Origin of the sequence: Ruegeria sp. HKCCA0370, assembly GCF_013033705.1 — a bacterium.
Taxonomy (GTDB): Bacteria; Pseudomonadota; Alphaproteobacteria; order Rhodobacterales; family Rhodobacteraceae; genus Ruegeria.
On the sequence record NZ_WQEP01000019.1, the window covers coordinates 1 to 13,113 of the forward strand.

At 59.7% G+C, this 13,113-nt stretch carries 11 protein-coding genes; 3 read left to right on the forward strand and 8 right to left on the reverse strand.

Annotated elements, in window-relative coordinates:
• Window positions 1-213: 213 nt before the first annotated feature.
• Entirely contained in the window at window positions 214-1,233 is a 1,020-nt protein-coding gene (locus GOW31_RS21255) for a zinc ABC transporter substrate-binding protein (RefSeq protein WP_171172720.1), read from the reverse strand.
• Window positions 1,234-1,290: 57 nt separating this feature from the next.
• Here GOW31_RS21255 and GOW31_RS21260 point away from each other — a divergent pair, with 57 nt between their 5' ends.
• Genes GOW31_RS21260 through GOW31_RS21270 form a run of 3 tightly spaced genes read left to right on the forward strand, consistent with a single transcriptional unit; the run spans window position 1,291 to window position 3,343 of the window.
• Window positions 1,291-1,803 (forward strand): Fur family transcriptional regulator, encoded by a 513-nt coding sequence (locus tag GOW31_RS21260; RefSeq protein WP_171119062.1) that lies wholly within the window; start codon window positions 1,291-1,293, stop codon window positions 1,801-1,803.
• 2 nt (window positions 1,804-1,805) lie between these two features.
• Entirely contained in the window at window positions 1,806-2,546 is a 741-nt protein-coding gene (locus GOW31_RS21265; protein ID WP_152460133.1) for a metal ABC transporter ATP-binding protein, read from the forward strand.
• Complete coding sequence (locus GOW31_RS21270; RefSeq protein WP_171172736.1) at window positions 2,546-3,343, forward strand: metal ABC transporter permease; 798 nt, start codon at window positions 2,546-2,548, stop codon at window positions 3,341-3,343. The genes GOW31_RS21265 and GOW31_RS21270 overlap by 1 nt, the downstream gene beginning before the upstream one ends.
• A gap of 124 nt (window positions 3,344-3,467) precedes the next feature.
• On the opposite strand, the gene GOW31_RS21275 is transcribed toward GOW31_RS21270, so the two are convergent.
• From GOW31_RS21275 to xdhA, 7 genes are all read right to left on the reverse strand, one after another.
• Window positions 3,468-4,541, reverse strand: a complete 1,074-nt coding sequence (locus GOW31_RS21275; RefSeq protein ID WP_171119066.1) for a BMP family ABC transporter substrate-binding protein — start codon at window positions 4,539-4,541, stop codon at window positions 3,468-3,470.
• Window positions 4,542-4,572: 31 nt separating this feature from the next.
• Window positions 4,573-5,493, reverse strand: a complete 921-nt coding sequence (locus GOW31_RS21280; RefSeq protein WP_152460135.1) for an ABC transporter permease — start codon at window positions 5,491-5,493, stop codon at window positions 4,573-4,575.
• A 3-nt stretch (window positions 5,494-5,496) separates the two neighbouring features.
• Window positions 5,497-6,579, reverse strand: a complete 1,083-nt coding sequence (locus GOW31_RS21285; RefSeq protein WP_152460136.1) for an ABC transporter permease — start codon at window positions 6,577-6,579, stop codon at window positions 5,497-5,499.
• 63 nt (window positions 6,580-6,642) lie between these two features.
• The gene (locus tag GOW31_RS21290) at window positions 6,643-8,160 is read right to left on the reverse strand and encodes an ABC transporter ATP-binding protein (protein WP_171172721.1); all 1,518 of its coding nucleotides are present in this window, start codon (window positions 8,158-8,160) and stop codon (window positions 6,643-6,645) included.
• The gene (gene xdhC / locus GOW31_RS21295) at window positions 8,157-9,092 is read right to left on the reverse strand and encodes a xanthine dehydrogenase accessory protein XdhC (protein WP_171172722.1); all 936 of its coding nucleotides are present in this window, start codon (window positions 9,090-9,092) and stop codon (window positions 8,157-8,159) included. The genes GOW31_RS21290 and xdhC overlap by 4 nt, the downstream gene beginning before the upstream one ends.
• Window positions 9,092-11,494: a xanthine dehydrogenase molybdopterin binding subunit gene (xdhB, locus tag GOW31_RS21300; protein ID WP_171172723.1), complete on the reverse strand. Its 2,403-nt coding sequence runs from the start codon at window positions 11,492-11,494 to the stop codon at window positions 9,092-9,094. Before xdhB ends, xdhC begins: the two co-directional genes overlap by 1 nt.
• Window positions 11,491-12,852, reverse strand: a complete 1,362-nt coding sequence (gene xdhA, locus GOW31_RS21305) for a xanthine dehydrogenase small subunit (protein ID WP_171172724.1) — start codon at window positions 12,850-12,852, stop codon at window positions 11,491-11,493. Before xdhA ends, xdhB begins: the two co-directional genes overlap by 4 nt.
• Between the last annotated feature and the right edge of the window lie 261 nt (window positions 12,853-13,113).

Consider the following 13,113-nt stretch of genomic DNA (forward strand, 5'->3'; position numbering starts at 1 on the left):
CTGATCGCATCAAGACGGGACATCCCTTCCCCATCAGAACTTCAACCTGCCGTAACTTCGAGACAATCTCTTCGGGCTTCGGTCGCTTGTTTGCCATTCTCAGTCCTCCGTTTCCTAAACATAACGGTGGACCCGTTCAGTTGGGGAGGCTCACTGTCTTCTGGAAGGTTGAACCCGGCCAGTTTCTCAAACTGATCCGGGCTTGCGACAGGGTCAGAGACACTCGGCCAGAGTTTTTGCCATGTTGAGAATAACTTGCGGGTAGAGACCGGCTCCGGGTTCCAGATCAGAGCCCAGCGGATCGATTACGCCAGTTTTCGCCTCGGTCCCGTCTAGCACGGTTTTGACGATACCGGGGTTGAATTGCGGCTCGGCGAGAACGCAGTTGATACCTTCTTCGCGGATACGGGTTTGAATTTCGGCGATACGAGCCGGGCTCGGGTCCGAGGCGTCGGCGATGGAAATCGCACCTGCGGCCGGAAAGTCAAATGCATCCTCGAAATACTGGTAGGCGTCGTGGAACACGACGAAGCTTCCTCCGCGTACCGGTCCAAGCGTCTCGGCCACTTGTTCAGACAGCGCGGCCATTTCAGCGCGCGCGGCTGCGGCATTGGCAAAATATGCACCTGCATTGTCCGGGTCGGCAGACGACAGCTGCGCGGCGATCAGATTCAGCCAGGTTTCTGCATTTGCCGGTGAAAGCCACGCATGTGGGTCGTGCGCGCCATGCGCGTGATCATGATGCTCATCATGCTTGTCTTGATCGGCATGTTCTTCGTGATCGTGATCATCATCCTTGGCGTGGTCGTCGTGATCATGCTCGTGGTCATCATCATGATCATGTTCGTCTTCGCCGCCGTGATCGTGTGCCTCGAAAACAGCGCTTTCGCGGAACTCCAGAAGAACCGTACCATCCGCGTCAAGAAGGGACGTGACCGTCGCACTGTCGGCAAGGGTTTCGATGGCACTTTCCATCCAAGGTGTCAGGTCTTCTCCTACCCAGAACACCAGATCGGCATCCTGCAATGCGGCCGCCTCGGACGGGCGCAGGTTGTATTCATGGGGCGAGGCACCGGGTGCGACGATCAGGGCCGGTGTTCCGACGCCGTCCATAACCCGGGAAACGAGTGAGTGGATCGGTGCGATGTCGACCGCGACGTTCGGAACGTCCGCGATGGCCGTTCCTCCCATCAATGCAACCGTGATCGAAACTGGAAGAAGCTTTCTGGACATCAGACCCTCTGTGTGATTTTATAACGTTACGAGTGGCAATACATGATATGAAATAACATGACAAGCGATACGAACCCTGTCTCTGTCGATGAGGCGGCCCCGGTCGGGTTTCAGGAGCATGACCATCAGAGTTGCGTCAAAACTGCGTTGGTATCTGCCGAGGCGCGCTGCAAGGGCGAGGGGCTGCGCCTGACGCCGGTTCGCCGCAAGGTCTTGGAAATGCTGCTGCAAGAGCATCGGGCCCTTGGTGCCTATGCAATTCTTGACCGCCTGCGAGAGGAAGGGTTCGGATCTCAACCTCCGGTCGCCTATCGGGCGCTTGATTTCCTTGTTCAAAACGGCTTCGTTCACAAGATCGAGCGGCTGAATGCATTCGTTGCCTGCTCTCATCCCGGCGCGTCGCATTCGCCGGCATTCATGATTTGCAGAAAGTGCGATGCCGTTGCCGAGGCGCAGTCCACGCCGGCCAAAGGTGTTCTGGGTGCCGCTGCGCGCGCAGCGGGTTTCGAGATCGAGCGAACGGTTGTAGAAGCCGAGGGACTTTGCCCCGACTGCACCGAAAAGGCCTGAAAATGACGCTCGTCTCTGTCGAGAATCTCAGTGTTCGCTATGGTTCAAACACTGTTCTGAGCCATGTGGACATGGCTGTCGAACCCGGCGAGATCGTCACCATCGTCGGGCCGAACGGGTCGGGCAAAACCAGCCTGTTGCGCGCCATCATCGGTGCGACCAGGCCAAGTGCCGGGCATGTATCGCTGAAACCCGGATTGAAGATCGGGTACGTGCCGCAGAAACTGCACGTGGATCCCACCTTGCCAATCTCGGTCGAGCGATTCATGCGACTGACAGACCGTGTCTCTGGCCGTCAGTGCGTCGAGGCATTGGAAAAAGCGGGCGTCCCGGATCTGTTGAAACGTCAGATGTCGCAACTGTCCGGCGGGCAGTTTCAGCGTGTGTTGCTGGCGCGGGCGCTGATCAACCAGCCTGACCTTCTGCTGCTGGATGAGGCAACCCAGGGGCTGGACCAGCGCGGATCGGCGAGTTTCTATCAGCAGATTGAGGCCGTGCGCCGCGAAACCGGATGTGCAATTCTGATGATCAGTCACGAATTGCACGTGGTCATGAGCGCCTCGGACCGGGTGATTTGTCTGAACGGCCATGTATGCTGTGAAGGATCGCCGGCGGTGGTCGCTTCGGCACCGGAATACCGGGCCTTGTTCGGAACGGGAACAGGCGGAGCGCTTGCCCTGTACCGGCATGAGCATGATCACCATCACGACCATGATGCAAATCCTCAGGAAGCGGCGGAATGATGCTGGACGATTTCATGATGCGTGCAACGCTTGCAGGTATTGGCGTTGCGTTTGCGGCCGCACCTCTTGGATGTTTCGTGGTGTGGCGTCGCATGGCGTATTTCGGTGACGCAACCGCACATGCCGCGATTCTGGGCGTGGCCCTGTCACTGACCTTTCAGATGTCGATCTTCACCGGTGCGCTGGCTGTTGCGTTGATTATGGCGCTGACGGTCACTTTGTTGGCGGGTCGTGGCTATGCGATGGACACGCTGCTGGGGGTCCTGGCGCATTCCGCCTTGGCTTTCGGTCTGGTTGCCGTTTCGTTTTTGTCCGGCGTCCGCATTGATTTGATGGCATATCTGTTCGGCGATATTCTTGCGGTATCCCGTTCGGATCTGCTTGTGATCTGGGGCGGCGCGGCGCTAGTCGTGGCGCTGATCGCCTGGCGATGGGCTCAGCTTTTGACGGCTACATTGAACGAGGAACTGGCCTATGCCAGTGGGTTCGACCCGAGGCGGGAACAGTTGATCCTGACTCTGTCTCTGGCGGTGACCGTGGCTGTTGCGATCAAGGTCGTGGGGGTGTTGCTGATCGCGGCGATGCTGATCATTCCCGCGGCGGCGGCACGAAATCTGGCCCGATCGCCCGAATCAATGGCGTTGATAGCGGCAGCAATAGGCGCGATGTCCTCGATTGTGGGGTTACGGGCAGCTTATGTGTTCGATACTCCGGCAGGGCCATCAATTGTTTGCGTCGCCGCAGTCTTGTTTGCCTGTCTCAGCGTGGTGGGGTGGCAAAGACAGGGCAGGGTGTGATGGATCTGAGCTTGATTGCGCTGACCAGGTAAACTCATTCGTTGTTCGGCACTTCAGGTGCGCACAGCACAAAAAAGGGCCCGCACACGGATTGCGGGCCCTTTCCGTTCCTTGACGATACAGCTTACTGCGGAATTTCGCCTTCCAGCCCTTCAACATAGAAGTTCATGCCCGCCAGCGTGCCGTCGTCAGCGGTTTCGCCTTCAGCCAGCCAGTCGCTGCCGTCCTGCTTCTTCAGCGGACCGGTGAACGCGTGATAGCTGCCATCTGCAAGCGCCGCCTTCAGGGCCAGAGCCTCTTCCTTGACATCTGCGGGAACGGCATCCGAAATCTCGCCGATTTCAACCATTCCTGCTCCGATACCGTCCCAGGTGTTGGAAGACGTCCAGGTCCCGTCCATTACCGCTTTTGTCCGAGCGATGTAATAGGGGGCCCAGTTGTCGATGATCGATGACACACGCGGAAGCGGTGCGTACTCGCTCATGTCCGACGCCTGACCGAAGGTGATCACATTGCCGGCCTCTTGCGCTGCTGCTTGCGGCGCTGTCGAATCGGTGTGTTGCAGGATTACGTCCGCGCCCTGTTCGATCAAAACAGTGGCGGCGTCAGCTTCTTTCGCCGGGTCGAACCACGTGTAGGCCCAGACGATCTTGAACTCGACATCCGGGTTCACCTTCTTGGCGTGGATATAGGCCGAGTTGATGCCGCGGATCACCTCGGGGATCGGGTAGGAGCCGATATAACCGATGATGTTCGACTTGGTCATTTTACCGGCGATGTGGCCCTGAACCGCGCGACCTTCGTAGAAACGGGCCGAGTAGACCGAGACGTTGTCGGCGGTTTTATAGCCGGTTGCGTGCTCGAACTTCACGTCCGGGAATTTCTTGGCCACGTTGATGGTCGGGTCCATGTAGCCAAACGAGGTGGTAAAGATCAGATCCGCGCCTTCCAGCGCCATCTGAGTCATCACACGCTCGGCATCCGGGCCTTCGGGAACGGATTCAACGAATACGGTTTCAACCTTGTCGCCAAACTCTTTTTCAACGGCCTGCCGGCCCTTGTCATGTTCATAGGTCCAGCCGCCATCGCCGACCGGGCCGACATAGACGAAACCGACCTTGGTCTTGTCTTCGGCCATGGCCCCCGAGGTCAGACCCAGCGCCATGGCGGCGCTCGTCAGAAGTGTAGTGAATTTCATGTGTTACTCCCCAAGTTGGTACTGTTGGCCCCTAGTGTGAGGCATGGAAGGTCCGGCCCAGCGAGGCAGGTGCGCTGCTCTTGTCGGCCGAAAGGATCACAAGCACAAGGATCGTGATGATATAGGGCGACATTGCCAGATACTCGACGGGAATGGCAACGCCCGCTGCCTGCAAATTAAGCTGCAACACGGTAATGCCGCCGAACAAATAGGCACCCAGCAGGACACGCCACGGCTTCCAGCTTGCAAAGACAACAAGGGCCAATGCGATCCAGCCGACACCGGCGGTCATGCCCTCGGTCCACTGCGGCACGCGGATCAGGCTGATATAGGCCCCGCCCAGACCAGCGCAGGCGCCGCCGAACATGATGGCCAGAATGCGGATCTTGATCACCTTGTAGCCCAGCGCATGCGCGGCATCGTGGTTTTCACCGACTGCCCGCAAGATCAGACCAAGACGGGTGAATTTCAGCACCGCCCAGACGGCCGCCGTGATCGCGATACCGACATACAGGATCGGGTCATGTTGAAACAGGATCGGACCGACAACCGGAATATCGCTGATCAGCGGAATATGGATGTCGCCCATACTGGGGGGTTTGATCCCCACATAGCTTTGCCCCATCAACGCGCTGAACCCCAGACCAAACAGGGTCAGCGCCAGACCACTGGCCACCTGATTGGCCAGCGCAAACTGCGTCAGCAAGACGAACAGCAGCGATAGAACAGCGCCGCCGATCGCGGCAGCAACAAAGCCCAGCCAGGGCGAGCCGGTCTCGACCGAAATCGCGAAGCCGCTGATCGCACCGACAATCATCATGCCTTCGACGCCGAGGTTCAGAACGCCTGCTTTCTCAACGACCAGCTCTCCGATCGCGGCCAGCAGCAAGGGGGTCGCGGCCACCATCAGTGAAGCGACCAGAAGTACGGGATTGATTTCACCAAGGTCCATGGGTCACGCCACCTCGTTACGGGCCGCACGGATGCGGTAGTTGGTCAATAGGTCGAAGGCCAGCAGGAAGAACAGCAGCATGCCCTGGAACACCTGAATGGCAGCGGCAGGCAGGCCCAGCTGCGACTGCGCGATTTCACCGCCGATATAGGTCAGCGCCATCAGTCCACCGGCCAGCAGAATGCCCACAGGGTGCAGACGGCCCAAAAAGGCCACGATGATGGCAGTGAAACCGTAGCCCACGTTGAAATCGATGCTGACAACGCCTGAAGGGCCGGAAACCTCGAACATGCCTGCAAGTCCTGCAAGCGCGCCGGACAGACCCAGACAGAACAGGATCAACCGGGCCGGGTTCACACCCGCAAATTTCGCGGCGCGCGGTGCTTCACCGGTCAGGCGGATGTGAAAGCCCAGCATGTGCCGGTTCAGCAGGACATAGGCAAAGATCACTGCGATCAACGCGGTTACAACACCCCAGTGCATGCCGGATCCGGCGATCAGTTCGGCATTGTGCGCACTGTCATAGGATTGCAGATTGCGGGACCCCGGAAAGCCGAACCCTTCGGGGTTCTTCAGCAAACCCAGAGAAACCGAGGCCAGCATCTGCTCGGCCACATAGACCAGCATCAACGAGACGAGAATCTCGTTGGTGCCGAAACGCACCTTCAGGAAGGCGGGGATCATGGCCCACAACCAGCCGCCGAAGGCGCCGGCAATCACCATGATCGGAAAGATATAGAAGGCATCCAAAGGGTAAAAGGCCAGCCCGGCACCCGCCCCGAAGATGGCGCCCATTATATACTGTCCCTCGGCCCCGATGTTCCAGATGCCTGCACGAAAGCCCAGCGACAGACCGATGGCGATAAGCACCAGCGGAGCGCCTTTCACCAGCAGCTGCGGGCGGTAATAAAAGGCGAATTCACCAAAAAGAGGTTCCCAGAAGATGGTGCCGATGGCCTCAACCGGATTCTTGCCCAGAATGGCGAACAGTACTCCGCCAAAAAACATCGTCGCCAAAACTGCAACCAACGGTGTCGCATAAGACCAGACCCTGGAAGGCTGAGGACGTTTCTCCAGCACAATCATCAGCTCGTTCCCCTGACTTCTTCATCTTTTCTCAAATACTCTCGCCGAAGGCGGCCCAACAGATCACACATGCGCCACCTCCATTCCGTGGGCACCGCCCATCATCAGCCCGATTTCGTCCACTGTCAGTCCGGTTGTCGGACGTGGCGCGCTCAGGCGGCCCTCGTTCAGCGCAGCAAAGCTGTCCGAGATTTCCATCAACTCATCCAGATCCTGAGAGATGCAGACAACTGCCGTTCCCTTTGCCGCCAGGTCGAGGATTGCCTGCCGGATCGACGCGGCCGCCGCAGCATCCACGCCCCAGGTTGGCTGGTTCACCACCAGCACATCCGGGTTTTGCAGCACTTCGCGTCCGATCACGAATTTCTGCAGGTTCCCCCCGGACAAGGACCGCGCCGCGTTGTCCGGGCCTGGTGTCCGGACGTCAAAAATCTCGATGATCTTCTCCGCAAAGCTCTTGGTCTCGGCCCATTTCAGAAAGCCGTTGCTTTCCAGACCCTCTCGAACGGACCCCGTCAACAGGGCGTTTTCGGTCAGGCTCATGTTCGGGGCGGCGGCATGGCCCAGCCGCTCTTCGGGCGCGGTCAACACGCCAAGTTTGCGTCGTGCGGTCGGGCCCAGCTTGCCGATCGCCTGACCGTTGAACTTGATCGCGTCGGCAGATGTCAGGATTTCACCGGACAGAACGCCCAGCAATTCATCCTGCCCGTTGCCCGCAACGCCGCCAATGCCCAGAACCTCGCCCTTGCGGACGGTCAAATGCACGTTGCGCAATGCGGTGCCGAATTCTGACGGAGAAGGCACCGACAGCCCGCTGACATCCAGCGTCACTGCGCCAAATTCACGCCCCGAACGTTCAGGGGTTTGCAGGGCCGTTCCCACCATCAGTTCGGCCATGTCGCGGGCCGAGGTCTCAGCGGGGACACACTCGCCCACATTCTTGCCCAGACGCAGGATCGTGGCGTGATCACACAGGGTCCGAATCTCTTCCAGCTTGTGCGAGATATACAGGATCGACGTGCCTTCGGACCGCAACTTGTTCAGTGTTTCGAACAGGATTTCGACCTCCTGCGGGGTCAGTACCGAGGTCGGTTCGTCCATGATCAGCAGTTTCGGGTCTTGCAGAAGGCAACGGATAATTTCAACACGCTGGCGTTCCCCGGCGGACAGATCGCCGACTGTGCGGAACGGATCCAGCGGCAGGCCGTAGGTTTCCGACACTTCGCGGATGCGCGAGGCCAGATCACCCATGGCGGGCGGGTTTTCCATCCCCAAGGCGATGTTCTCGGCCACGTTCAGCGCGTCAAACAGCGAAAAATGCTGGAACACCATCGCAATCCCGTCGGCCCGTGCGGAGCGGGGTTCAGGCGGGGCAAAAGGCTGACCGCGCAACAGCATGGTACCACTGTCAGGTTTCACCAGCCCATAGATCATCTTGACCAGCGTGGATTTTCCGGCCCCGTTTTCCCCCAACAGGGCGTGAACTTCGCCCTCTCCGATGTCAAAGGACACCTGATCATTGGCAACGACACCGGGATAGGCTTTGGTCAACCCTTGCAGGCTCAGCAATGGAGTGGTCACGCGCTCAGGTCCTTCTTCAACTCATTCTGCCGGGCCGGGCGCAGCAGTTGCGCTGCGACGCCCACGGCGATCATCTGCGGGTGTTTGCCCAGCGACGGGTCACCAATCGGGCAGGTAATCCGGCTTATCCGGTCGGGCGGATGCCCAAGAGCCGCCAGCCGCGATCGGAACCGCGCCCATTTGGTAGCCGAGCCGATCAGCCCCGCAAAGCGGAAATCGTGCAAAAGCAGCCTGTTGCACAGTTCTAAATCCAGATTGTGTGAATAAGTCAGCACAAGGTGCTCGGCATTGGGCGGTGCATGTCGCACAAGTTCGGCTGGTTTCGTCGCTGGCAGATCGGTCAAGCCTGCAGGAATCACGTCCGGAAAGCGCTCGGGGCCGGTATCGACCCAAGTGATCGCAAGATCGGGCAGGGGGGACAGAACATCCACCAGCGCCCGTCCGACGTGACCTGCGCCCCAGATCCACAGGTTTCGTGCCGGTTTATGCACCGGTTCGATCATCCAGCCGTCGATCAGGCGTGGTTCGGGTGCGATACCCTGACTGCGTGCTGCCGCCAGCACTCGCTTGACCGAAAGAGGCATGGCGCCACCGGATGTTGATCTTGCAATGATCGTATCATCCAGCGTTTCAACCTTCGTGAGATCATAGACTTCGCTGAACAACGAGACTGCTCCGCCACAACATTGGCCCATGTCCGGTCCCAGCGTGTGATGCGTCAGGCGCGTGGCGACTGTTTGCGATCGTGCGGCCTCCGCGGCCTGGTATTCCAGCGTACCACCACCGATGGTTCCGCTTTGCCCGTCTTTCCAGACCAGCATCGCAGCACCCACCTCGCGCGGGGACGACCCTTTGATCCCGGCGATGACCACCCGAACCACTTTCCCGTGGGTTTTGACCGCCTCCCTCAAAGCCTCAAGGTCAAATCCCATCAGATGCCTCCCTTCATCCTCTGGACCCCGCGCCAAACCTCTTCGGCCGTGGCCGGAGCGTTCAGGGCCGGGTATCTGTCTCCGCAGGCGGCAACGGCGTTCGACAGCGCCAGCCAGGCCGAGATCCCCAGCATGAAAGGTGGCTCGCCCACAGCTTTCGAACGATAGATGGTGTCCTCGCGGTTTTCGCCATCCCAAAGCGTGACGTTGAAGATGTCCGGCCGGTCCGAGCAGGCCGGAATCTTGTAGGTCGAGGGCGCGTGCGTGCGCAGGTTGCCCGTGTCATCCCAGACCAGCTCTTCGGTCGTCAGCCACCCTGCACCCTGTACATAGCCGCCCTCAACCTGACCTATGTCCAAAGCTGGGTTCAGCGACGCGCCCGCGTCATGTAGGATATCCGTTCGCAGAATGCGGTTTTCACCGGTCAGAGTGTCCACCGCCACCTCGGTAACGGAAGCACCGTAGGCAAAGTAGAAGAAGGGGCGACCGCGCCCGGCGATCCGGTCCCACTCGATCTTGGGCGTCTTGTAGAACCCGGTCGCCGACAGGCTGACGCGCCCCTGATAGGCCAGTGCGGCGGCTTCGGCGAAGGTGTAGCGCTCTTCTGAGACCGAGACCTGCCCATCCGAGAACGTGACCGTCGATGGATCGGCCTGATGACGTTCCGCAAAATAGGCGGCCATCCGGTCGCGGATCGTGTCGCAAGCGGCCTTGACCGCCATGCCGTTCAGGTCACTGCCCGAAGATGCCGCCGTCGCAGACGTGTTCGGTACTTTCGCCGTGTCGGTTGCGGTGATTTTCACCATCTCCAGCGGTATGCCAAAGCGCGACGCGGCGACCTGTGCGACCTTCTGGAACAGGCCCTGGCCCATCTCGGTGCCGCCGTGATTCAGGTGGACTGATCCGTCCTGATAGACATGCACCAGCGCACCCGCCTGATTGAGGTGGGTCAGCGTGAACGAGATACCAAACTTGACCGGCGAAAAGGCGATGCCTTTTTTGATTACACTGTTCTCGGCATTCCATTTCGCGACAGCCGTCTTGCGCGCGGCATAGTCGCTGGATTTCAGCAACGCCTCGGTCATGCCGTGCAGTTCGAAATCGCTGACCTCCATCCCATAGGGTGTGGTGTTGCCGCCGGCGGGCAGAGGACGCACCGGTGCGTCACCCATTTCAACGGCGCCGCGGCTGGTCAGGTCTTCGTGCGGATCGGGATGCCCAAGTGGTTTTTCTGTCGGTGTGCTCTCGGCCACAGCGTGCGCGGGTGCATAGTAATTCCGGCGGCGCAGCTCGACGGGATCCAAACCCAGCGCATGCGCGGCATGGTCCATGACCCGTTCGATGCCGACCATGCCCTGCGGGCCGCCGAACCCGCGATATGCGGTGGCAGATTGTGTGTTGGTCTTCAACCGGTGGCTTTCGATCCGGGCGTTCGGCAAAAGGTAGGCGTTGTCCGAGTGCAGCATCGCCCGGTCGGCCACGGGCAAGGACAGGTCCTGCGCCCAGCCGCAGATCGCATAGTGGAGGAATGAGACGCCCTGTATATGGCCATGCTCATCGAACCCGGCCTTGTACGAAATGCGGAAAGCGTGGCGTTTGCCCGTGATGATCATGTCATCGTCACGGTCATAGCGCATCTTGCAGGCCTTGCCGGTTGCGCGGGCGGCCACGGCGCAGGCCACTGCCAAAGCGTTGCCCTGACTTTCCTTGCCGCCAAACCCTCCGCCCATGCGGCGGGTCTCGACCCGGACGGCGTGCATCGGAACACCCAGAGCGTCGGCCACTTTGTGCTGAATCTCGGTCGGGTGCTGGGTCGAGCTGTGCACCAGCATATCCGCACCTTCATTCGGCACGGCCAGCGCGGCCTGACCTTCCAGATAGAAATGCTCCTGCCCGCCCAATTCAAACGAACCTTCGATCACATGCGGCGCACTGGCAATGGCCGCATCCGCATCGCCCTTGGCATAGATGCGTGGACCATCTTCAAACCGGCTGTTGGCAGCCAGCGCTTCTTCGATCGTCAGGATCGGCGTTTCCTCGGCATAGTCGACCTTGCCCAATCGCGCCGCTTTGCGGGCGGCCAGATGGCTGGTGGCAACGACCAGGAACACGGGCTGACCGATATAATGCACCGTGCCGTCCGACAGCAGCGGCTCATCGTGGATCGAGGGCGAGACATCGTTGGCAAACGGCAGATCCTCTGCCGTCATGACCATCACGACACCCTCGGCGTCTTTGACAGCCGACAGATCCATTGCGGTGATCTTGCCCTTGGCGATCGGACTCAGGCCAAAGGCCAGGTGCAGCGTGCCCTTGGGTGTCGGGATGTCATCCACGTACCGCGCCGCGCCCGAAACGTGCAAAGGGGCGGCGTCGTGGGGCAGGGCTTGCGTCACACTCATGCCGACACCTCCAGCACATTGGTGATCTCGCCCTGATCTTCCAGGAAATACCGTTGCAGCATCGCCTTGGCGGTTTCCAGTCGATACAGGGCCGAGGCGCGCATATCCGTGAGTGGCGAAAAGTCGTCGGCAAACGATGGCAGCGCGGCGTCAACGGTCTTGCGCGTCCACGGTTTGCCGATCAAAGCGGCCTCGACATGGGTTGCCCGTTTCGGAACAGCAGCCATGCCACCATAGGCGATGCGCGCCTGTGTGACGCTGCCCTCCGAAACGGTTATGTTGAAACAGCCGCAGACGGCCGAGATATCCTGATCGAACCGTTTGCTGAGCTTGTAAGCCTTCAGGCGATCTGGCTGGCGGGGGAAGCTGACGGCTTCCACAAACTCGCCCGGAACCCGATCCTGTTTGCCGTAGTCGATGAAGAACTCTTCCAGCGGGATCGACCGCCGCTCGTCGCCCTTGCGCAGGTGCAGTGTCGCGTTCAATGCGATCAGCGCAGGCGGGTTGTCCCCGATGGGCGAACCGTTGGCGATGTTGCCTCCGACCGTGGCCGCATGGCGAACCTGAACGCTGGCATAGCGTCGGATCATCTCGGCATAGGACGGATGCAGATCGACCAATGCATCTGCCATGCGATTCATGTCGACCATGGCACCAAAGCTGACTTCATCGTCGGTGATCGTGATCTCTTTCAGATCGTCACATCGGTTGAGGAAGATCACCGGGTCAAGTTCACGCAGTTGTTTTGTGACCCAAAGGCCCACATCGGTCGCACCAGCGACCAGAGTCGCATTCGGGTTCTCGGCATACACGGCGGCCAATTCGTCGGATGAGGTTGGCAGCATGCGCGAAGCGGCAATCGTTGCAGGTGGTTTATCTTTGACCCAAACCGGAACGGGCTGTTCCTCGGCCGCTTTCGCTGCGCGAACGATCGGCGCATAGCCGGTGCAGCGGCACAGGTTGCCTGCAAGCAAAGTGTCATGGTCCGTTGCGCCATTCGTGTGCCCGGCCACCATCGACATGACGAAACCGGGTGTGCAGAAGCCGCATTGCGAGCCGTGCAGATCAACCATTGCCTGCTGAACCGGGTGCGCTTCGCCATTCGGGCCGCTGGCACCTTCGACCGTGCGCACCGCTTTGCCATGCAGTTGTGGCAGAAACAGAATGCACGAGTTCAGGGCCTTGGCGCCTTGGTCATCCGTCACCATCACGGTGCAAGCCCCGCAATCGCCTTCGTTGCAGCCTTCCTTGGTGCCGGTCAGGCCGCGATCTTCGCGCAGCCAATCCAGCAGGGTGGCTGTCGGATCGATATCAGCCAACTCCACTGTCTCTCCGTTCAGAAGAAACGCGATGTTCATTCGAGAAACCCGTCGCCTTACCCGGTTGCGCCCTTGTGGCCCTCCTTCGATGCGACGTAGAAAGAGTGGCGGGCGAATTGCTTGCCATGAGATGTTAGAAACAGCGCGGCTTGTCTGGCAAGAAAAACCGCCTCTGTTATACACCATTAGACGTATACGGCCTGTGACCGTCTTTTCTGATTAATGGGCAGCCGCTTGTAAATAAAGCGGTTTTTGATTGCGACGCCCAGTCAATCCCGAAGCACCTTCTGAAAAAGCCGA

Coding starts and splice junctions, on each gene's coding strand:
- GOW31_RS21255 (WP_171172720.1), bottom strand. CDS start 1,233: ATGTCCAGAAAGCTTCTTCCAGTTTCGATCACGGTTGCATTGATGGGA.
- GOW31_RS21260 (WP_171119062.1), top strand. CDS start 1,291: ATGACAAGCGATACGAACCCTGTCTCTGTCGATGAGGCGGCCCCGGTC.
- GOW31_RS21265 (WP_152460133.1), top strand. CDS start 1,806: ATGACGCTCGTCTCTGTCGAGAATCTCAGTGTTCGCTATGGTTCAAAC.
- GOW31_RS21270 (WP_171172736.1), top strand. CDS start 2,546: ATGCTGGACGATTTCATGATGCGTGCAACGCTTGCAGGTATTGGCGTT.
- GOW31_RS21275 (WP_171119066.1), bottom strand. CDS start 4,541: ATGAAATTCACTACACTTCTGACGAGCGCCGCCATGGCGCTGGGTCTG.
- GOW31_RS21280 (WP_152460135.1), bottom strand. CDS start 5,493: ATGGACCTTGGTGAAATCAATCCCGTACTTCTGGTCGCTTCACTGATG.
- GOW31_RS21285 (WP_152460136.1), bottom strand. CDS start 6,579: ATGATTGTGCTGGAGAAACGTCCTCAGCCTTCCAGGGTCTGGTCTTAT.
- xdhC (WP_171172722.1), bottom strand. CDS start 9,092: ATGGGATTTGACCTTGAGGCTTTGAGGGAGGCGGTCAAAACCCACGGG.
- xdhB (WP_171172723.1), bottom strand. CDS start 11,494: ATGAGTGTGACGCAAGCCCTGCCCCACGACGCCGCCCCTTTGCACGTT.
- xdhA (WP_171172724.1), bottom strand. CDS start 12,852: ATGAACATCGCGTTTCTTCTGAACGGAGAGACAGTGGAGTTGGCTGAT.